The organism is Salmonella sp. WC3 (genome assembly GCF_042932255.1).
Classification (GTDB): domain Bacteria; phylum Pseudomonadota; class Gammaproteobacteria; order Enterobacterales; family Enterobacteriaceae; genus Salmonella; species Salmonella enterica.
In genome coordinates, this window is sequence record NZ_CP170629.1 from 4,470,429 (window position 1) to 4,491,089 (window position 20,661).

15 protein-coding genes are annotated in these 20,661 nt (G+C 52.6%); 9 read left to right on the forward strand and 6 right to left on the reverse strand.

Annotation, left to right across the window (positions count from 1 at the left end):
* Nucleotides 1-8: 8 nt before the first annotated feature.
* From katG to ACFK9X_RS21850, 3 genes are all read right to left on the reverse strand, one after another.
* Nucleotides 9-2,189 (reverse strand): catalase/peroxidase HPI, encoded by a 2,181-nt coding sequence (gene katG, locus ACFK9X_RS21840; protein WP_151117689.1) that lies wholly within the window; start codon nucleotides 2,187-2,189, stop codon nucleotides 9-11.
* Nucleotides 2,190-2,353: 164 nt separating this feature from the next.
* Nucleotides 2,354-3,244, reverse strand: coding sequence for a methylenetetrahydrofolate reductase (gene metF, locus ACFK9X_RS21845; protein WP_000007507.1), 891 nt, complete (start codon nucleotides 3,242-3,244; stop codon nucleotides 2,354-2,356).
* A 194-nt stretch (nucleotides 3,245-3,438) separates the two neighbouring features.
* The gene (locus tag ACFK9X_RS21850) at nucleotides 3,439-4,995 is read right to left on the reverse strand and encodes a bifunctional UDP-sugar hydrolase/5'-nucleotidase (RefSeq protein ID WP_000865251.1); all 1,557 of its coding nucleotides are present in this window, start codon (nucleotides 4,993-4,995) and stop codon (nucleotides 3,439-3,441) included.
* Nucleotides 4,996-5,130: 135 nt separating this feature from the next.
* Between ACFK9X_RS21850 and ACFK9X_RS21855 the strand changes: the two genes are divergently transcribed.
* The 3 genes from ACFK9X_RS21855 to mscS all read left to right on the forward strand — a co-directional run bounded on the left by ACFK9X_RS21855 (nucleotide 5,131) and on the right by mscS (nucleotide 8,321).
* Nucleotides 5,131-6,255: a hypothetical protein gene (locus ACFK9X_RS21855; protein ID WP_001134808.1), complete on the forward strand. Its 1,125-nt coding sequence runs from the start codon at nucleotides 5,131-5,133 to the stop codon at nucleotides 6,253-6,255.
* Nucleotides 6,256-6,489: 234 nt separating this feature from the next.
* Complete coding sequence (locus ACFK9X_RS21860) at nucleotides 6,490-7,461, forward strand: sugar porter family MFS transporter (protein ID WP_151117691.1); 972 nt, start codon at nucleotides 6,490-6,492, stop codon at nucleotides 7,459-7,461.
* A 2-nt stretch (nucleotides 7,462-7,463) separates the two neighbouring features.
* On the forward strand, nucleotides 7,464-8,321 hold the full coding sequence (gene mscS, locus ACFK9X_RS21865) for a small-conductance mechanosensitive channel MscS (protein WP_000398245.1): 858 nt from the start codon (nucleotides 7,464-7,466) through the stop codon (nucleotides 8,319-8,321).
* Between the two features lie 125 nt (nucleotides 8,322-8,446).
* Here the strand turns inward: mscS and ACFK9X_RS21870 are convergent, their stop codons facing one another.
* Nucleotides 8,447-10,879, reverse strand: coding sequence for a bifunctional aspartate kinase/homoserine dehydrogenase II (locus tag ACFK9X_RS21870; RefSeq protein WP_151117695.1), 2,433 nt, complete (start codon nucleotides 10,877-10,879; stop codon nucleotides 8,447-8,449).
* 2 nt (nucleotides 10,880-10,881) lie between these two features.
* Entirely contained in the window at nucleotides 10,882-12,042 is a 1,161-nt protein-coding gene (metB, locus tag ACFK9X_RS21875) for a cystathionine gamma-synthase (RefSeq protein WP_000197216.1), read from the reverse strand.
* Between the two features lie 264 nt (nucleotides 12,043-12,306).
* On the opposite strand from metB, the gene metJ reads away from it, so the two are divergent.
* The 3 genes from metJ (at nucleotide 12,307) to ACFK9X_RS21890 (ending at nucleotide 15,733) form a co-directional block, all read left to right on the forward strand.
* Nucleotides 12,307-12,624: a met regulon transcriptional regulator MetJ gene (metJ, locus tag ACFK9X_RS21880; RefSeq protein ID WP_000852811.1), complete on the forward strand. Its 318-nt coding sequence runs from the start codon at nucleotides 12,307-12,309 to the stop codon at nucleotides 12,622-12,624.
* 455 nt (nucleotides 12,625-13,079) lie between these two features.
* Nucleotides 13,080-14,870, forward strand: coding sequence for an aryl-sulfate sulfotransferase (locus tag ACFK9X_RS21885; RefSeq protein WP_000899644.1), 1,791 nt, complete (start codon nucleotides 13,080-13,082; stop codon nucleotides 14,868-14,870).
* A gap of 200 nt (nucleotides 14,871-15,070) precedes the next feature.
* Complete coding sequence (locus ACFK9X_RS21890) at nucleotides 15,071-15,733, forward strand: TIGR02117 family protein (protein WP_000792803.1); 663 nt, start codon at nucleotides 15,071-15,073, stop codon at nucleotides 15,731-15,733.
* Between the two features lie 44 nt (nucleotides 15,734-15,777).
* Here the strand turns inward: ACFK9X_RS21890 and rpmE are convergent, their stop codons facing one another.
* Nucleotides 15,778-15,990 (reverse strand): 50S ribosomal protein L31, encoded by a 213-nt coding sequence (gene rpmE / locus ACFK9X_RS21895; RefSeq protein ID WP_000715284.1) that lies wholly within the window; start codon nucleotides 15,988-15,990, stop codon nucleotides 15,778-15,780.
* A gap of 203 nt (nucleotides 15,991-16,193) precedes the next feature.
* Between rpmE and priA the strand changes: the two genes are divergently transcribed.
* The 3 genes from priA (at nucleotide 16,194) to ftsN (ending at nucleotide 20,661) form a co-directional block, all read left to right on the forward strand.
* On the forward strand, nucleotides 16,194-18,392 hold the full coding sequence (gene priA, locus ACFK9X_RS21900) for a primosomal protein N' (RefSeq protein WP_151117697.1): 2,199 nt from the start codon (nucleotides 16,194-16,196) through the stop codon (nucleotides 18,390-18,392).
* A 154-nt stretch (nucleotides 18,393-18,546) separates the two neighbouring features.
* On the forward strand, nucleotides 18,547-19,572 hold the full coding sequence (gene cytR, locus ACFK9X_RS21905; RefSeq protein WP_000841337.1) for a DNA-binding transcriptional regulator CytR: 1,026 nt from the start codon (nucleotides 18,547-18,549) through the stop codon (nucleotides 19,570-19,572).
* A 93-nt stretch (nucleotides 19,573-19,665) separates the two neighbouring features.
* Complete coding sequence (ftsN, locus tag ACFK9X_RS21910; protein ID WP_000068797.1) at nucleotides 19,666-20,661, forward strand: cell division protein FtsN; 996 nt, start codon at nucleotides 19,666-19,668, stop codon at nucleotides 20,659-20,661.

Consider the following 20,661-nt stretch of genomic DNA (forward strand, 5'->3'; position numbering starts at 1 on the left):
CCATCAGATTATTGCAGATCGAAACGGTCCAGGTTCATCACTTTCACCCATGCCGCGACGAAGTCCTTCACAAACTTCTCGTGCGCATCGCTACACGCGTAAACTTCCGCCAGCGCGCGCAGTACGGAGTTGGAACCAAACACCAGATCGGCGCGGGTCGCCGTGTATTTCACCTCGCCAGTCAGACGATCCCGGCCTTCGAACAGCTCATTAGATTCGTCGGTCGGTTTCCACTCGTAACGCATATCCAGCAGATTAGCGAAGAAGTCAGTGCTGAGCACGCCCGGTCTGTCAGTAAAGACACCGCTCTGGCTGCCGTCAAAGTTGGTTCCCAGCACACGCATCCCGCCAACCAGTACCGTCATTTCCGGCGCGGTCAACGTTAACTGCTGCGCTTTATCAATCAACAGCGATTCGGTCGTCGACACATCCAGACGCGCACGATAGTTACGGAATCCATCGGCAATCGGTTCAAGCAGCGAGAACATCTCGATGTCGGTCTGATCCTGACGCGCATCCACCCGGCCCGGCGCAAAAGGTACGCTGATGCTGACACCCGCAGCAGCGGCCGCCTGCTCGATACCGACCACGCCCGCCAGCACAATAATATCGGCCAGCGAAGCTTTATTCGTCGTTTTCTGGAGCGCTTCTAATACCGGCAGAACGCGAGCCGCAACGGCGTTGACCTCCCAGTCGCGCTGAGGCGCTAATGCCAGACGCGCGCCGTTAGCGCCGCCACGCTTATCGCCGCCGCGGAAAGTAGACGCGGATGCCCAGGCAACCGAAACCATCTCGCTAATAGAAAGCCCGGATGCAGCGATCGCCGCTTTCAGGTTGATAATGTCTTCCTGCGTTGGCTGGTAGAGCGGTTGCGGCAACGGGTCCTGCCAGATCAGATCTTCTTTCGGCACTTCCGGTCCGATGTAACGCGCTTTTGGTCCCATATCTCTGTGCGTCAGTTTGAACCAAGCACGAGCAAAGGCTTCATTAAAGGCCTGCGGATCGTTAAGGAAACGACGGGAAATCTTCTCGAACTCCGGATCAAAACGCAGCGTCAGGTCGGTGACCAGCATGGTTGGCTTACGTTTTTTCGACGGATCGAACGGGTCCGGGATGATATCCGGCGCGTCTACCGCTTCAAACTGGATAGCGCCAGCCGGACTACGGGTTTGTACCCACTCATATTTGAACAGGTTCTCGAAGAAATAGTTGCTCCACTGGGTCGGCGTCTGCGTCCAGACCACTTCCAGCCCGGAGGTGATAGCATCCGCGCCAACGCCGCTACCATAGCTGCTGGCCCAACCTAAGCCCTGCGCTTCAATCGGCGCGGCTTCCGGATCGGCCCCTACATGGGATGCCGCTGCCGCGCCGTGGGTTTTACCGAGGGTATGCCCGCCAGCGATCAACGCCACGGTTTCTTCGTCGTTCATCCCCATATTGCCAAAGGTAGCGCGAATAGCGGCGGCGGCAGAAAGTGGTTCGCCGCTGTGATCCGGCCCTTCCGGGTTAACGTAGATAAGGCCCATCTCGGTCGCGCCCAGCGGCGCTTTTGCCAGCGCTTCAGGGTGTCGGTGAGTCAACCAGGCTTTTTCATCGCCCCAGTTCACATCCAGATCCGGTTCCCAGACATCTTCACGCCCGGCGCCAAAACCGAAGGTACGGAAGCCGGAGTTTTCCAGCGCCACGTTACCCGCCAGAATAAACAGGTCGGCCCAGGAAATTTTCTGGCCATATTTCTGCTTAATCGGCCACAACAAACGACGCGCTTTATCCAGGCTGACGTTATCCGGCCAGGAGTTAAGCGGCGCAAAACGCTGTTGACCACGACCCGCGCCGCCACGACCATCAATAGAACGGTAGGTGCCAGCGCCATGCCAGGCCATACGAATAAACAAACCGACATAGCTGCCCCAGTCGGCAGGCCACCACGGTTGTGAATCGGTCAGCAGCGCCTTGAGATCCCCTTTCAGGGCGGAGTAGTCTAACTTGCTAAACTCTTTGCGGTAGTCAAAGTCTTCACCCAGCGGGTTAGAACGGTTGGAATGTTGATTCAAAAGATCCACGCGAAGCTGGTTCGGCCACCAGTCGCGGCTGGCAGTCCCTGCGCCTGCGCTTCGGTCATGCCCCCCCTGATGGAAAGGACATTTTCCAGTGGATAACGTGTTATGGGTATCGTCGGTCGTGCTCATATCTCAGCTCCCTTTTAAAGTGTTACCGTTACGATATACACCAGGAGCAAATAGATATAGTTGAATTAATCCACAGATTCGATAGCTAATACCTTTTATATTTTTAGTTACAGAGATGTAGATCAATATGAGTTGTAATAAAGCTCCCGGCAGGGAGCTGGAGGTTATAAACCCGGTCTTACGCCCAACGTGTGGCAAATGGCATAACTCATTTCCGCACGATTCAACGTGTAGAAGTGGAAATCCTTCACTCCTTCACGGCTTAAAATTTTCACCATGTCCATCGCAATGTTAGCGCCCACCAGCTTGCGGGTTTCTGCGTCATCATCCAGCCCCTCAAACATCAGCGACATCCAGGACGGAATGCGGACATTGGTCATATCGGCAAATTTTTTCGCCTGTTTAAAGTTAGACACCGGTAAAATGCCGGGAATAATTTCTACGTCGATACCGGCGGAAACACAGCGGTCACGAAAACGCAGGTAGCTTTCCACATCGAAGAAAAATTGGGTTATCGCGCGGTTAGCGCCAGCATCCACTTTACGCTTCAGATTAAGCAGATCGGCCTGCGCGCTTTTCGCTTCCGGATGTACCTCCGGATAGGCCGCTACTGAAATATCGAAATCGGCCACCTCTTTGAGCAAACCAACCAGATCGGCGGCGTACATCTCCGGCTTACCGCTGCCCGGCGGCAAATCGCCGCGCAAAGCGACAATGTGGCGGATACCGTTATTCCAGTAGTCGCGGGCGATGGTGCGCAGTTCATCGCGCGTGGCGTCAATACAGGTAAGGTGCGGCGCGGCCTCAAGCCCAGTACGCTCTTTAATGCCTTTAATAACGCTATGGGTGCGGTCGCGTTCCCCGGAGTTGGCGCCATACGTTACCGAAACAAACTTCGGTTTCAGACTGCTCAGGCGATCGATGGAGTTCCACAGGGTTTGCTCCATTTCACTGGTGCGCGGCGGGAAAAATTCAAACGAAACGTTAATCTGACCCTGTACTTCCGCCAGGCTCTGATTCAGGGCTTCCCGCTGGTTGGCGTGAAAAAAGCTCATACCTTACCTCATCAATCGCATGTTATTATTTGTTGTGTTGTAAACATCTATCCGTTTAGACGTCCAGATGTAAAAATGACGGAAAAGCGGAAGGACGTCAACTGAAAAATCACGCCAAAGAATGAGGAATATTCAGCAAAGTTGAATTTTCTTCATGTCACGCCGCGGCACTGAACGCGCCGCGGCAGGGGAAATTACTTCTTCACATCCGCAACGCGCATCCCTTTGAGCTGCTCATCCGTGATGGTGTTGCCCGCCTTAAAGTAATCGACTATCGCATTCGACACATAGTAGCCGCCGGAGGTATTCCGCGCCTGGCCTTCCGTGAATGCCGCAAAACCGTCGCCGCCGTCGGCAAGGAAGCTGTTGGTAGCGATGTGATAAACCGCCGCATCATCAATCGGCTTGCCATTGAGCGTCAGCACGGTAACCCGCTGGCCGACAGGTTTGCTGCTGTCATACTTCATCTCCAGCCCTTTAGACACCTGCAATACGCCGTTGCTTAAGCCAGCGCCATGCTCCATCAGGCTGCGCAATTGCTTACCGGTTAAATCCATCGTGACCAGTTCATTAGGGAACGGGAAGGTACTGATTACCGCCCCCATCGTCACCGCGCCAGCCGGGATTTCGTTGCGGATACCGCCAGAGTTAGTAAGCGCTAACTGGGTGTCTTTCCCCGCCGTAAAAAGCAGCGCATCCGCCGCCAGATTCCCCAGCGACGACGATTCGCCATACGCGCGGGTCAGCTCAACCGGCGACTGGGCCACCGTTTGCTGCACGACTTTATCGAGCTTTTTATTCCAGCCGTCGATCACCTGTTTCGTTTGCGGATCGGGCTTCCACTCATCAGCAAAAATGGTCTTCAGCTCGAAGTTCTTCACGGTAAAGTGGTGTGGTTTCTCTTTGTAATCCAGCACCAGTTTACCCACATCAATACCGCCGCTGTCCGTTGAGAGGATCAGCGTATTACCGACTTTAATCGGTTCCGGCGTACCGACATGCGCGTGGCCGGTAATCAAAATATCCAGCCCTTTTACCTGACTTGCGGTCTGAATATCTTTATCCAGCGCGCGTCGCACATCGGTATTCCCCATGCTGGACTGGCGGGCCGGGGTGCCTTCGTGGATCAGCGCGACGGTCAGATCGACTTTACCTTTAAGTTCATCAATGTAACGTTGCAGCCACTTAATTTCATCGCGTGCCTCAATGCCCACGCGCGTCGCGGCAGAAACCGTATCATTAAAAGCAAAGACACCGTGTAAGCCGATTACGCCAATCTTGACGCCATCTTTTTCAACAATGGTGTACGGCTTATCCCAGAAGGATTTACTGCTGTCCTCATAAAAAATATTGCCCTGTACGATAGGGAATTTCGCCCGGCTCAGTTGCAACAATGTATTGTCCCAGCCATGATCGAACTCATGATTACCGATAGTGGCAGCGTCATACTGCATGGTATTCAAAATATCGATAATCGCTTTACCCTTCGTCAGGCTGCTGATATACGGTCCGGTAAAGTAATCTCCGGCATCAAAAAACCACGTCGCCTTATTTTTGGCTTTTTCCTGCTTCACCAGCGTGGTGATATTGGCCCAACCGCCAATATCGCGTTTACCGTCAGCAATCCACGGTACTTTATAAGGCTCCACATGGGCGTGTAGATCGTTGGTGTAAATAATGGTGACATCTTTGGCGCAGGCCCAGAACGGCAGCGTGAACAAAATACCGGCAGCAAGCAGTTTTACTTTCATAAATAAGTCCCTTTCAGTCATATAAAGATTCGCTACGTTACGTTCTGAAAGGTTTTTTTATGTGAGAGTCCTCACACCCGCGTACCGTTTTATGAAGGCAGAATCAACGACCTGCCAAAATCGTTGGTAAAATGTATGCCGCCTCTGTTCACCATTAATGCCTGCAAAAGCGCTGGTTGTCGCAATCTTGGGCTGCCTGACTCGCCGGATTATGTGTGGCCGGACTATCGCCTGGGTTATCCGGCATTGCATTGTCGAGCCTGCGGCAGTTATCCGCCGCTCTTCAACGAGGGGGAATTTCGCCGCTGGGCGTCTGCTTATATCGCGCAATATGCCAAAGAGCATGGTCACTTTTGCCCCGACTGCTATCAAAAAACATGGATTCGTTATGGACGTAATCCCGGCGGAACGCAGCGACTTCAGTGCCAGTACTGTAAGAAAGTCTGGACGCCAAAACAGCACGCGCTGAATGTCGCCGAAACGCCGGAACAGATTTGCAGTATTCCGCTGCTCGTACCGTTTCAGGGAGCGAATGCCTTCCAGCAATTGTACTTTTTATTCAGTTTTGATGCTGTTCGCGGCAATATTCTTCACCTTTCCAGCAATTTCACGTTACTGTCTGCCGGAAAAAGTTTGCATTACCACTGGAAAGGAATTGCGCCGCCCGAGGGCGAGAAGGGCGATATTATTCACCGTATCGCCATTAAAGAACGGCAATTTTTACAGCGCAGTCAGTTCGATGAGATTCAGTATGGCCCGGCGGCGCTTAAACGTAACGCGCAAGGAACAATACTTCGCCCGGTCATTACGGCGCATGGTCATTTTCGGGTGCTGAAAAACCGCTTTCCTGATGTCGCGACACACATCATTGCCCATGAGTGTTTTTTGCGCGGCGCGGTCATTACGGCATGGGCGGAGCGGTTTCGCCAGCGTCTCTCCTCGCTGTGGTTCGTTGAGGAAGAGATAAACGATGACGATTGCCGCGCAGAGTGGCAACTGTTAGGCAAAACATGGCAGGGATGGTGGCAAAATCAGTGGCAACTCTGGGGGCAAGGTCACAACCGCAAAATGGTCTGTTCGTTAACCGGTTCCCACTTAGAACAAGGTGTCGCCGTTAATCTGGCGGCCAGTCGCCGCTTTGTTACCTGGCTATGGCAACAACCTGAATTCCAGCAAAGCGCCCACTATTCCGCCAAACGCGTCACACAAATTCTGTATTTGCTGACGGAAAAATATAACTCACAATGGAATCACATTTAACCCAATGATGTAATGCCACGCATAAAAAATCACAGATTATCATTCAGAAGGCGCTATAGATTTAATCACCTCACATCCTGCTTTTACACGCTGAAAAAGAATAGAACTATTTGATAAAATGGCCCTTCGTTTTAAGTTAAGATCGGCTATAAACGTTATTCACATAATCAATATTTATTATCAATTTGAATAGCTCTATACATTCTTATTTTCTATGGAAAACAAGGGATAAATATGGAAATTACTTTACCGTCAATGTCAGATAAAAAATGGACCTGCGCCGATCTCCTGAGTAGCTATCGATTCTGGGGGATCACTTTTTTCTTTTTGGTGCTCTCTTTTATCGGTTCGCTGGGATCGTCGTATGGTGTTTATTTTTGGAGTAAATCTCTGTCTATTCCAGCCGATCATATTGGCGCCATTCTCGTTGGCGGCCAACTGGGATACCTCCTGGGTATGGTTGCCAGCTGGTTTGTCTGCCGTATAAAAAATTGTTACCCCTTCTACTTTGTTGCGCTCCTGTTAATCATTGGCGTGGTCTGTTCCTTCTGCATAAATGGCCCGTCTGACGTAGTCAGGCTTATCATAGCGCAGTTTTTAATTAATCTGGGTGTGGGGATCATAACGCTGTTAGTCCCCATGCTGCTTTTCAGCGCTATCGGCAGTGCTCAGACATTTGTTATTTTATTTAGCCTCTGCTTACTGTTCAAATTTATCATCGCTGGCTATCTGTCTATATTTATATACTCAATTCCTTATATAGGAATAATCGTAATTACTTTAGCGGTTATCGCGCTTTTGCTACTATTACCGCTCAAAAAAGAACTTTTCTATATTGCACCGCCCAAAAGGTTCTCATCAACCCAGCGACCTGAGTACGCAGAACCCCTTGTCGTCGCATTATTGGCCTTTTTCATTCCATTTTATATTATTTATTGGTTCTTCAGAATTCACCGGGAAATGCAATTTGTGGCGCCTTCGCCCCGACTCATGACCGCATGTGGCGCGGGATGGCTGTCAGCCATTATGCCGTTTGGCACAGCCATATTGTGTCTGACGCTTAGCGACGAAATCCGCGATCTGATACGAACCGGCTGGACACTATTCTGGGCGTTACTGCTACCACCCGTCGGCGCGGCGATTATCCAGGCAAAAATGAACCGTTTTATTACCGCTAATACCGCGGATACTGCTGACAGAGGATAAACATGGAAGGTTTTGAGCTATTTCCAAAAATTAAAGGCGCGATCAAATGGATGGCCGAGCACAGTGACTCGGTAATTCATTTTGGCTGGAATGTTGTTGCCGCCATCATTCTACTTTTCATCGGTAAGTTAATAGCTCGCTTACTATCGAGGGGGCTGGAAAAATTACTTCTCAGGCGGCAAGTGGATGCCACTATTGTCCACTTTTTCTCCGCGCTGGTTCGCTACATCACGATAGCTTTCACGGCAGTAGCCGCTCTTGGCCGTATCGGTATAGAAACCTCCTCAATTATTGCCGTTATCGGCGCGGCGGGTTTAGCCATTGGTCTGGCGTTGCAAGGGTCACTTTCCAACTTTGCCGCAGGCGTACTGCTTGTCTCCCTGCGTCCTTTCCGCGCCGGGGAAATTGTACAAATTGGCCTGGTTATCGGCACAGTAGAAAAGGTCCATATTTTCTCCACCACTCTGCTCACTGCGGATAGCAAAGAAGTTGTCATCCCGAATGGTAAAATTATTGCTGATAATATTATCAACTATTCACGACACCCCTATCGACGTATTGATCTGATTATTGGCGTGGATTACCAAAGCCGTATTGCTGACGTAAAAAGCGTGATACATCGTATTATTGAGCAAGATCAGCGCATTGATAAAACCCGCGATATTACGGTCCGCCTGGGCGAACTTGCGCCCTCTAGCCTGAATTTCTATGTTCGCGTATGGGTGCCCAACGCTCAGTACTGGAGTACTTACTACGATCTTCTGGAAAATATCAAGGAAGCAATGGATGAAAATGGCATCAATATTCCTTACCCCCGGATGGATGTCCGGGTTGAGAATGTAAAAAGCATCACGCCATAATGTTTCGTCAGCAATCGGATGGCGCTTCGTATATCAGTATCTACAGAATGACAGCATAACGTATTGAAACGTATTGATGAGGGAGCGAAGCGCAACCCGGCGCTTCGCTCACGAACTTGCCTTTATTACAGCAACTGCGCCAGGCGGTTGATATCCGACTGAATCGCCCCGGCGGTCACATCGCGACCCGCGCCCGGCCCACGGATCACCAGCGGGTTATCGCGATACCAGCGGCTTTCAATAGCAAAGACATTATCGCACGGCAGCAGCGCCGCCAGCGGATGTTCCGGACGCACCGCTTCAACGCCGACGCGCGCTTTGCCATTGGCGTCGAAACGCGCCACGTAACGCAACACCAGCCCCAGTTCGCGGGCTGCCTCCAGACGCTGCACCATCTGTTCATTCAGCGCGTCGCCGTTTTCGAAAAAGTGATCGATAGACCCTTCTTCACAATGCGCCGGCACCAACGATTCTACACGCACCTGATCCGGCTCGATGTCGTATCCCGCCTCGCGCGCCAGAATCACCAGCTTACGCATGACATCTTTTCCGGAAAGATCGACGCGCGGATCGGGTTCGGTCAGCCCCTGCTGCCAGGCCTGATCCACCAGATCGGTAAACGGCACCGTACCGTCAAATTGCAGGAACAGCCAGGATAGCGTCCCGGAGAAGATCCCGCTGATCGAGAGAATCGTATCGCCGCTGTCAATCAGATCCCGCACCGTGTGGTTGATCGGTAATCCCGCGCCCACGGTGGCGTTATACAGCCAGTAACGCCCGGTTTTTTCAAACGCGTCATGAATCTGGCGATACTTATCGCTGGCGCTTGCGCCCGCCAGTTTATTGGCGCTAATCACATGAAAACCGTGGCTGGCGAAATCCAGATACTGATCGGCCAGTTGCTCGCTTGCTGTCACATCCAGCACCACTAAATCATCATACGGATGCGCACGCATCCACAGGAATAGCGACTCTTCGTCCTGCTCAACGGCTTCATCATCAAAGAATGCCAGCGCGCGGCTGGCGTCCAGCCCCTCATAATTCAGCAGGCTACGGCGGCTATCCACCACGCCCGCCAGCACAAATTCAAAACCAGTACGCGCGGAAAGCGTGCTTTGTTCACGGGCAAACAGTTCCAGCCAACGGGAGCCGATGTTCCCCTTACCGAACAGCATCAGGCCAATGCGTTTTTCGGCGCGGAAAACAGACTGGTGCAGCCCCTGAATCAGGCTCTCAGTCGGGCCGGTACGCAGCACCGCCACCAGACTGATGCCCTCCTCCGACTGCCAGGTAAACTCCACTGGCTGACCTTTCAACTGCTGCCAGAAGCGATGGCAGTGTAGCGGATTGCGAGTGACGCCCGCACCGACCATCGCCACCAGCGCCAGCCCCTGCCGCAGGCGCAATTCGCCCGGCAGCCCGACATCGTCAAGGAGTTTCAGTACGCTATCCGCTACCTCGGCGGTATAACAGAACTGTAATAACTGGCGATCGCGATGCACGCCCACCGCCAGAGGACGCACCTGCGCCCGTTTTAAAATGTGGTCGAGCTCTTTATGCGCCAGCCTGAAATCCTGGCTGGCAGGCACCTGAAACTCAATCAGACAGATATCATCGTGACTGGTCACGATACGCGCGCCCGTCCCGGAAGCCAGCACTCGTTCAATTCGGGTTGACCCTTGATCCGGCGTGTAGCTACAGCGCAACTGCAAATCGATATCGCTGCCGGACACTGGCTGTAGCGTGCGGGCGTGCAGAACAGGCGCCGCCAGACGCGCCAGCTCGCTGGCTTCGTCCAGACGCAGCAACGGCAGCAGGCAGGCATCTTTCACTTTGCGCGGGTCGGCGCTATAAACGCCCGCGACATCGCTCCAGATGGTCACGCGGGAAACGCCCGCCAGCGCGCCGATTTGCGTGGCGGAATAGTCGGAACCGTTCCGGCCTAACAGGACTGTTTCGCCGTCATGATTGCGGCTGATAAAGCCGGTCACGACCAGACGTTTGCCCGGATGCTGCGCCAGTAGCTGCTGCAATAAAGGATAAGATAGCCCTTCATCAACCTGCGGCTGTGCGGCGCGTTCGGCGCGTAAAAATGCGCGCGCGTCCAGCCAGGCGGCATCCAGCCCCTGCTGATTCAGGACGGCGGACATCAATCTCGCCGACCAAATTTCGCCGTGTCCGACGATCTCAGCATAGACGGCATCCGTTACGCCGCCGTCGAGCAAGGCGGCAAGACGTTCCAGATCGCTAATAAAAGCGCTGGTTAAATCATCTGCCGCGTCGGCGGGAAGCAGCCCGCTAATCAGATCGCACTGATAGCGGCGTAACGTCTGTAATACCTGATGCGCAGAAAGGCGATCGGTCTGGCTTAACTTGAGCCAGCTAATCAACTGGTTGGTGGTACTGCCTGCGGCGGACACTACCATCATATCGTCAGGCTGCGAATACTCCGCCATAATGCCTACGACACGCAGGTAACACTTCACATCCGCCAGACTACTGCCGCCAAATTTATGCAGTTGACGACCTTTCGCCCCTGCCTGCGCAATCACACTCATGTTTACCCCTTGTTTGCAGCCCGGAAGCCATTTTCCAGGTCGGCAATTAAATCTTCGCCATCTTCAATACCGGTGGAGATACGCAGTAGCGTTTCGGAGATCCCGGCGGCGGCACGCGCCTGCGGCGACATACCGGCATGCGTCATGGTGGCGGCGTGAGAGATCAAACTTTCCACTCCCCCTAAAGATTCCGCCAGCGTAAACAGCGACAGCCCGCCCAGAAAACGACGCAGCGTCTCCTCATCCCCATCCAGTTCAAAACTCAACATTGCGCCAAAGCCTTTTTGCTGGCGCGCGGCAATTTCATGCCCCTGATTTTCCGGCAGCGACGGGTGATACAGTTTTTTCACCAACGGCTGGGTTTGCAGATATTTCACAATCGCCTGCGCGTTGCGCTGCGCCAGCTCCATACGCGGCACCAGAGTTCGCAAACCGCGCAGCAGCAGATAGCTATCAAACGCCCCGCCGGTCACGCCAATATTATTCGCCCACCACGCCAGTTCAGTGACCACTTCCGGATCTTTCGCAATCACCACGCCGGCCACGACATCCGAATGACCGTTGAGATATTTCGTGCATGAATGCAACACCAGATCGGCACCCAACGCCAGCGGATTTTGCAGCGCCGGGCTTAAAAACGTGTTATCAACGACGCTCACTGCGCCCGCCTCGCGCGCCAGCCGACAGATTTTCGCAATATCCACCACGCGTAACAATGGATTACTTGGACTTTCTACCAGTACCAGCTTCGGTTTTTCTTCCAGCGCCGCCTGTAAGGCGCGTTCATCGCCCTGATCGACAAACCGCACACGATAACAGCCGCGTGTCGCCAGACTGTCAAACAGACGATAACTGCCGCCATAGCAATCATGCGGCGCGACCAGCAGATCGCCCGGCTTGAGGAAAACGGTGGTGACCAGATGAATCGCCGACATGCCGGTATTCGTCAATACCGCGCCCGCGCCGCCTTCCAGTTCCGCTAATGCGCGCTGAACAACATCACGCGTGGGATTACCGCGGCGGGAATAATCATGCGCGCGCGGCTCATTGAAACCGGTAAAGTTATAAGTACTGGAGAGATGGATTGGCGGCACAACGCAGCCGTATTGTTCGTCATCGTTTAATCCGCTACGCACTGCGATAGTGGCCTGTTTACGCGTCATATGAAGATATTCCTGGCTGAGTCGGTGAAAGTCAGGCCACAGATTAACCACTACCACAATAGACGTCAATACATCTGGACATCTAAACTTCTTTGCGTATAGATTGAGCAAACCGCAAATAGCCGTTAAAATTATATGCATTAGCGCACATCTGCGACCGCTAACTTCGTGTCAGGGCCGCGCCACTACGGTAAACTACGCGCGATTATGGTCCGGGCTCAGGTTCAGACCTCAATATTAATGACGAAGAGGATTAAGTATCTCATGGCTGAATGGAGCGGCGAATATATCAGCCCATACGCTGAGCACGGTAAGAAGAGTGAGCAAGTCAAAAAAATTACGGTTTCCATTCCTCTGAAGGTGTTAAAAATCCTCACCGATGAACGTACGCGTCGTCAGGTGAACAACCTGCGCCACGCCACCAACAGCGAGCTGTTGTGTGAAGCATTTCTGCACGCCTTTACCGGGCAACCCTTGCCGGATGATGCCGATCTGCGAAAAGAGCGCAGCGATGAAATCCCGGAAGCGGCAAAAGAGATCATGCGTGAGATGGGGATTGACCCGGAAACGTGGGAATACTGATAACAAAGCATGCGGTCAGAACGCCTCTGGCCGCGCTTTTTTAACGATTTCCCCTGTACACGGCTATCTCCGACATTGTTCTAAACGTTCATCTTCCCGAATAGCCCTCGGTGGATAAATTTGTCAGACATGATAAGTTTCTCTTCGTTATTTTCCTGAAAAAATTCCCGGCATGCCATAATCGATATAATTTTATTATATTTAAACTTCCAATATTTATTTAATGTTTCACGTAGCAAAGCGTACATGAATAATAATACACCGCCATATATTTACTGAATAAATAGTACAACGATGATTATTGTTAAAAAGACCATGAACACCTCATATTTGTGACCAACATCATTATTCCCCTCCGCGGATTGTTTTACTTTTTTAAATGTTTTTTCATCTCCGATAAATAAGAAGGTTAATATACATTCATTTTATCGATAATATCGAATGGGGAAATAAATATGTTATTTACAAGGAAAGTCTTACCTGTATTATGCTGCCTGTGTTTGAGCGGCAGCGTTTTGGCCTCAGGTGTTTTAGACCCAAACAGGCCAATGGTCGCATCAGCAGATGTCATTCCAGTCCATGAGGGGCCATTAGGTATGGTCGATGTCGCCCCCTACGGCGGCGTTTTCCCATTAACAGCAATCATTAATAAAGCCAATCATAATGTACAGAACGTGAAGGTTACCGTTTTAGGGAAAGGGGAAAAAGGTATCCCGATCAGTTATGATGTCGGCCCGCAGGCTATAAATACCCATGACGGCATACCTGTATTTGGCTTGTATCCAGATTATGTCAATAAGGTTAAAGTTGACTGGACTGAAGAAGGTAAAAAACAAACTTATACGTGGTCCATTTACGCCGCACCGGTATCATTACCCTCTACTACCGGGCAAACTGCCGTTCTTCCTACGGTAGAACCGGTTAAAGTCGATAGCTCGCTTAAAAATCGCTTATATCTTTTTAACCATATAACGGGGATGCCAAGAGCCGGCCACATTATGCATGTCGCAGGCGGCGCGGCGAACTGGGATTATACCGGTATCAACTGGATTAGCGATACGAATGGCGATGTTCGTGGCTATATGAATATTGATAAATTCCGTAACCAGGATGATATAACGCGTTTTGGTTCCATGATGAGCTTCCATCAGGTTAACGATGGCAATCTTATTTTTGGCCAGGGTCAACGTTACTTTAAATATGATTTCTTAGGCCGCGTTATTTCTGATAAACGACTGCCAAAAGGATTTATTGATTTTTCGCACGCCATTACCGAAACGCCGAAAGGCACCTACCTGCTGCGTGTCGCAAAAGAAAATTATCCATTAAATGGTAAATACACCATCAATACTGTGCGTGATCATATTCTTGAAGTTGACCAGAACGGCGATACCGTCGATTACTGGGATCTGCCAAAAATCCTCGACCCCTATCGTGACGACGTTATTCTGGCGATGGATCAGGGAGCGGTATGTTTGAGCGTCGATGCCGAACATTCCGGTCAGGTCATGACCAAAGAGCAGCTTGCAAAACAACCCTTCGGCGATATCGCGGGCTCCGGCCCGGGCCGCAACTGGGCGCATGTTAACTCCGTCAGCTACGATCCTCGCGACGACAGCATTATCATTAGCTCGCGCCACCAGTCTGCCATCATCAAAATTGGCCGCGATAAAAAAGTGAAATGGATACTCTCCGATCCATCCGGCTGGAAAGGCGAACTGGCGAAAAAAGTGCTGAAACCCGTAGACAGCAACGGTAAACCGCTAACCTGCGAAGCTCACCACTGCGACGGTGGATTTGACTGGACATGGACACAACATACCGGTTGGTTAGTGCCATCCAAAAGCACCGGAGGTAAAACCGTCGTGACCGCCTTTGATAACGGCGATGCGCGCGGCATGGAACAACCGGCCATGCCATCAATGAAATATTCCCGCGGCGTGGAATATCAGATTGACGAAAAAAATATGACGGTTTCCCAAATGTGGGAATATGGTAAAGAGCGCGGTTTTGACTGGTACAGCGCCATTACTTCCGTCACGGAATATCGCCCGGAAACCAAAACGATGTTCATGTACTCGGCCACAGCGGGAATGAGCGGTACAAAACCGATCGTTTCCGTTCTGGATGAAGTCAAAGACGGTACTCAGGATGTGATGCTGGAGCTAAAAGTACACAGTAACCGTGCCGGTATGCTAGGTTATCGGGCGCTGATTATCGATCCAGAGCAGATGTTTAAAAAATAAAGCGAGATAGTAAAAGTAAAACAGGCGGAAGCTAACTTCCGCCTGAATGGTTAAAACGTATTGTAGTTATGACATTCGCCTTATTGCCCTCGAAGAGGAATGCAAAAATATCAATGAATTACCAATCCGGCACCGACCCGATAAGCGCAGCGTCATTAGACAAACGCCACAACATACCGCGCCTTTGCTGGTGATATGTCATGAAAAATCTCTTTATCGCCTGGTTAAGTTTATTGCTATATGGCTGCACAACCTTTCCACAAGCCGTAAAACCTACGACAGGCGGACAGCCCTACCCGACGGAAATCTATATCGTCAGTCATGGCTGGCACACGGGAATTATTGCGCCGGCCCATGATGTTAATACCGTTCTGCCACAGCTTAAAAAACGGTTCGCTCAGGAGACGCAGTGGTATGAAATCGGCTGGGGCGATAAGGGCTTTTATCAGTCACAAGAAATAACCACCGCGCTTACGCTCCAGGCCATGTTCTGGTCATCCGGCGCGGTTATGCACATCGTCGCCTTTTCCGGTAAACCAGAACGCTATTTCGCCGGTAGCGAGATAAAATCACTGCTCCTGCACACAAACCAGCGTAACAGTCTGATGCGCTATCTGGGCCGCAGCTTTGCGCGTGACGAAGAGGGTAATCTGATTCCGTTAAAACAAGGAATTTACGGCGATAGCCAGTTTTACGCCGCGAATGGCCGCTACGGCATACTCAATACCTGCAATAAATGGACAGCGAAGGGGCTGGAAAGCGCGGGACTAACTATAAATCCTTCGTTAAAACTCACGGCAGGAAGCGTAATGAAAGCGATTACGGATCACAGAATGTGTCTGAACAAATACTGTTATCCCTAGAAAACAAAAAAAGCGCCCTGCGGCGCTTTTTTTCTGGCGGTAACTTATTTGCTGCCAGGGATGCTGAAGCGCTTGTTGAAGCGCTCAACACGACCACCGGTATCAACAACACGCTGCTTACCAGTGAAGAACGGGTGGCATTTGCCGCACACGTCCAGGTTCAGGTCGTGACCCACGGTAGAGTGGGTTTTGATAACATTACCGCAAGAACAGGTTGCAGTAATTTCTACGTAATTCGGGTGAATACCTTTTTTCATGGGGAACCTCAGTGTAAGGCCGCGTCGCTCTTCCAGCCCTAACGCCAGACACCACGCGAAGTTAATAGTAAAGGGTTTGATGCTCACAACACGCACCAAAGGCGGCGAATCATACAGAATTTGACCACCGTATGCAAACTGATCCGCGCTCCCTTATCGTAATGTGTATACTACCCGACGAAATTTCAAGTCAGGAAGATGCTATGTCCGTCGCGCACGTTGCCTTGCCCGTTCCGCTTCCCCGAACCTTTGATTACCTGCTGCCGGAAGGCGGGGTCACCAAAGCCGGGTGCCGCGTGCGCGTGCCGTTCGGCAAGCAGCAAGAGCGCGTGGGCATTGTCGTCTCGGTTAGCGACCACAGCGAATTGCCGCTTGATGAATTAAAATCGGTCATTGAAATCCTGGATAACGAGCCAATCTTTTCTCCCTCCATCTGGCGCTTACTCCTCTGGGCGGCGGATTACTACCACCATCCCCTCGGCGACGTTCTGTTTCACGCTCTGCCGGTTTTATTACGTCAGGGAAAACCAGCCAGCAACGCGCCCCTGTGGTATTGGTTCGCCACCGAAGAGGGGCAAGCCGTCGACATCAACAGCCTGAAACGCTCCGCCAAACAACAACAGGCGCTGGCGGCGCTACGGCAAGGAAAGATCTGGCGCTATCAGGTAGCCGAGCTTGATTTTACTGACGCCACGCTGCAAACGCTGCGGCGTAAGGGGCTTTGTGAGCTTGCCAGTGAAGCGCCCGCGTTTACCGACTGGCGGGAGCATTATGCCGTCGCAGGAGAGCGCCTGCGGCTGAATACCGAACAGGCGACAGCAGTCGGCGCGATTCACAGCGCGTCGGACGGTTTCTCCGCCTGGTTGCTGGCAGGCGTAACCGGTTCCGGCAAGACCGAAGTGTATCTGAGCGTGCTGGAAAACGTCCTCGCCCAGGGCAAACAGGCGCTGGTGATGGTGCCGGAAATCGGCCTGACGCCGCAAACGATCGCCCGTTTTCGCGAACGTTTTAACGCGCCGGTGGAAGTGCTGCATTCCGGGCTAAACGACAGCGAGCGTCTTTCGGCATGGCTGAAAGCGAAAAACGGCGAAGCGGCGATTGTCATCGGCACGCGTTCCTCGCTGTTTACGCCGTTTAAAAATCTTGGCGTGATTGTCATCGACGAAGAGCACGACAGCTCTTATAAACAGCAGGAAGGGTGGCGCTACCACGCCCGCGATTTGGCAGTGTATCGCGCCCATAGCGAGCAGATCCCGATTATTCTCGGCTCCGCCACCCCAGCCCTGGAAACGCTATGTAACGTGCGGCAGAAAAAATACCGGATGCTGCGTCTGACGCGGCGCGCAGGCAACGCCCGCCCAGCTCTGCAGCATGTGCTGGATTTAAAAGGCCAGCGTCTTCAGGCGGGACTGGCGCCCGCCCTTATCGCCCGTATGCGCCAACATCTCCAGGCCGACAATCAGGTAATTTTATTTCTTAACCGCCGGGGATTCGCGCCCGCGCTGCTTTGCCACGACTGCGGCTGGATTGCAGAGTGCCCGCGTTGCGATCACTACTACACGCTGCACCAGGCGCAGCATCATTTACGCTGTCATCACTGCGACAGCCAGCGTCCGGTACCGCGTCAGTGCCCCTCCTGCGGCTCCACACATATGTTACCGGTTGGGTTAGGGACGGAACAGCTGGAGCAGGTGCTGGCGCCCTTCTTCCCCGGCGTGCCGATCTCACGAATCGACCGTGATACCACCAGTCGTAAAGGCGCGCTGGAGCAGCATCTGGCGGAAGTTCACCGCGGCGGAGCACGCATCCTGATAGGCACACAAATGCTGGCGAAAGGCCATCACTTTCCGGATGTCACGCTGGTGGCGTTGCTGGATGTCGATGGCGCGCTTTTTTCCGCAGATTTTCGTTCGGCGGAACGCTTCGCCCAGCTCTACACTCAGGTTTCCGGCCGCGCCGGGCGCGCGGGCAAACAGGGCGAAGTGGTGCTCCAAACGCACCATCCTGAGCATCCCCTGCTGCAAACGTTACTGTATAAAGGCTATGATGCGTTTGCGGAGCAGGCGCTGGCGGAACGGCAAACGCTCCAGCTTCCGCCGTGGACCAGCCACGTCATTATTCGCGCAGAGGATCACAACAATCAGCAGGCGCCCGTCTTTCTCCAACAGTTGCGTAATCTGATTCAGGCCAGCCCGCTATCAGACGATAAGCTGTGGATCTTAGGTCCGGTTCCAGCCCTCGCGCCAAAACGCGGCGGCCGCTATCGCTGGCAAATTTTACTTCAGCATCCTTCACGGATTCGCCTGCAACACATCATCAGCGGCACGCTGGCGTTGATCAATACGCTCCCGGAAGCGCGGAAAGTTAAATGGGTTCTGGACGTCGATCCGATTGAAGGATAGTCCTCACGATGCGAGGCGGATCGTAAAATTAAAGATCCATCACACTTTTTATGAAAATTCTGTAACCGCTTCCACGCACTATCTGATAAAAATGTTTTCGATGAGTGTTACCAGGGATAGATCTGCGCCAGCAGTTCCCAGGCGAGGAGAAAGAGTGAAATCGAACAAGCAGGTTACTGCCGCTACGATGAAGGATGTTGCGTTGAAGGCGAAAGTCTCTACAGCAACCGTATCCCGCGCGTTAATGAACCCCGATAAAGTCTCCCAGTCGACCCGTAGCCGGGTTGAACAGGCCGCGCTTGAAGTGGGTTATTTCCCGCAGTCGATGGGGCGAAATGTAAAACGCAATGAATCCCGTACGATTCTGGTGATTGTCCCGGATATTTGCGATCCCTTCTTCAGTGAAATTATCCGCGGTATCGAAGTGACCGCGGCAGAACAGGGGTATCTGGTGCTGATTGGCGATTGCGCCCATCAAAACCAGAAAGAAAAAACCTTTCTTAATCTCATCATCACCAAACAGATCGACGGCATGGTACTTCTCAGTTCCCGACTGCCCTTTGACGCCAGCGTTGAGGAGCAGCGCAATTTGCCTCCGATGGTGATGTCGAATGAGTTCGCGCCGGAGCTTGAACTGCCGACGGTACATATCGATAACCTCACCGCCGCGTTCAATGCCATGAACTACCTGTTGGATTTGGGCCACAAGCGGATTGGTTGTATTGCGGGGCCGGAAGATATGCCGCTCTGTCACTATCGCTTACAAGGTTACGTACAGGCATTAAGACGCAGTGGCATTGTGGTCGATCCGCATTACATCGCCCGTGGCGACTTTACCTTTGAAGCCGGGGCAAACGCATTAAAGCAGTTGCTTGAGCAACCGTTGCCGCCTACCGCCGTCTTTTGTCATAGCGACGTAATGGCGCTGGGCGCCCTCTCCTGGGCCAAGCGCCAGGGTCTGAAAGTGCCTGACGATCTGTCGATTATCGGCTTTGACAATATCGCGCTGGCCGAGTTTTGCGACCCTCCGTTGACAACCGTGGCGCAGCCGCGTTTTGACATTGGTCGCGAGGCGATGCTGCTGTTGCTCGATCAGATGCAGGGGCAAAATGTGAGCAGCGGCTCGCGTTTAATGGATTGCGAGCTGATTATTCGCGGTTCTACGCGCGCTTTACCCTAAAGTAAATAGCTTTAAGACTCACCTGTCTGGTCAAAGGCCCGCCGCTTCAGTAACATGACGGGCTGACGAACGAATAAATACAGCGAAACGATAGTGGCACAACGAGATTATGTACGTCGCGGCCAACCGGCTCCTTCGCGGCGCAAAAAGAGCACCTCACGGAACTCACGGAAGAAGCAAAGCAACATGCCTGCCGTCTCGCCGGCAATGGTCGCGATTGCGGCAGCCGTCCTTGTGACCTTTATCGGCGGTCTGTACTTCATTACTCACCATAAGAAAGAAGAGTCCGAAACGCTACAAAACCAGAAAGTCACCGGCAATGGGCTTCCGCCAAAACCGGAAGAGCGCTGGCGTTACATCAAAGAGCTGGAAAGTCGCCAGCCGGGCGTGCGTACGCCAACGGAACCGTCCGCCGGCGGCGAAGTCATGAATCCGAATCAGCTCACCAGCGAGCAGCGTCAACTCCTGGAACAGATGCAGGCGGATATGCGTCAGCAGCCGACGCAACTTAACGAAGTGCCGTGGAACGAGCAGACGCCAGAACAACGCCAGCAAACGCTACAGCGCCAGCGTCAGGCGCAGCAGCAGCAGCAGCAGCAGCAGCAGCAGCAGTGGACTCAAACGCAGCCTGTTCAGCAACCACGCACGCAGCCGCGGGTAAACGAGCAGCCGCAAACGCGCACGGTACAGTCCGCCCCGGCGCAACCCGCGCGCCAAAGTCAGCCGCCGAAGCAGACGGCCTCGCAGCAACCTTATCAGGATTTGCTGCAAACGCCGGCGCATACCAGCGCGGCAGCGCCAAAAGCCGCGCCAATTACGCGCGCGCCTGAAGCGCCGAAGGCGACAGCAGAGAAAAAAGATGAACGTCGCTGGATGGTGCAATGTGGTTCATTCAAAGGCGCTGAGCAGGCAGAAAGCGTCCGCGCTCAGCTGGCATTTGAAGGCTTTGACTCCAAAATTACCACCAATAACGGCTGGAATCGCGTGGTTATCGGGCCGGTGAAAGGTAAAGAAAATGCCGACAGCACCATTAACCGTCTGAAGATGGCGGGCCATACAAACTGCATTCGACTCGCCACCGGGGGTTGA

What these genes read in the sequence shown, in the direction of transcription:
- ACFK9X_RS21855 (WP_001134808.1), top strand. Translation starts at nt 5,131, where the DNA reads ATGCCGCCTCTGTTCACCATTAATGCCTGCAAAAGCGCTGGTTGTCGC.
- ACFK9X_RS21860 (WP_151117691.1), top strand. Translation starts at nt 6,490, where the DNA reads ATGGAAATTACTTTACCGTCAATGTCAGATAAAAAATGGACCTGCGCC.
- ACFK9X_RS21870 (WP_151117695.1), bottom strand. Translation starts at nt 10,879, where the DNA reads ATGAGTGTGATTGCGCAGGCAGGGGCGAAAGGTCGTCAACTGCATAAA.
- priA (WP_151117697.1), top strand. Translation starts at nt 16,194, where the DNA reads ATGTCCGTCGCGCACGTTGCCTTGCCCGTTCCGCTTCCCCGAACCTTT.
- mscS (WP_000398245.1), top strand. Translation starts at nt 7,464, where the DNA reads ATGGAAGGTTTTGAGCTATTTCCAAAAATTAAAGGCGCGATCAAATGG.
- metF (WP_000007507.1), bottom strand. Translation starts at nt 3,244, where the DNA reads ATGAGCTTTTTTCACGCCAACCAGCGGGAAGCCCTGAATCAGAGCCTG.
- katG (WP_151117689.1), bottom strand. Translation starts at nt 2,189, where the DNA reads ATGAGCACGACCGACGATACCCATAACACGTTATCCACTGGAAAATGT.
- ACFK9X_RS21890 (WP_000792803.1), top strand. Translation starts at nt 15,071, where the DNA reads ATGAAAAATCTCTTTATCGCCTGGTTAAGTTTATTGCTATATGGCTGC.
- metJ (WP_000852811.1), top strand. Translation starts at nt 12,307, where the DNA reads ATGGCTGAATGGAGCGGCGAATATATCAGCCCATACGCTGAGCACGGT.
- rpmE (WP_000715284.1), bottom strand. Translation starts at nt 15,990, where the DNA reads ATGAAAAAAGGTATTCACCCGAATTACGTAGAAATTACTGCAACCTGT.
- ACFK9X_RS21850 (WP_000865251.1), bottom strand. Translation starts at nt 4,995, where the DNA reads ATGAAAGTAAAACTGCTTGCTGCCGGTATTTTGTTCACGCTGCCGTTC.
- ACFK9X_RS21885 (WP_000899644.1), top strand. Translation starts at nt 13,080, where the DNA reads ATGTTATTTACAAGGAAAGTCTTACCTGTATTATGCTGCCTGTGTTTG.
- metB (WP_000197216.1), bottom strand. Translation starts at nt 12,042, where the DNA reads ATGACGCGTAAACAGGCCACTATCGCAGTGCGTAGCGGATTAAACGAT.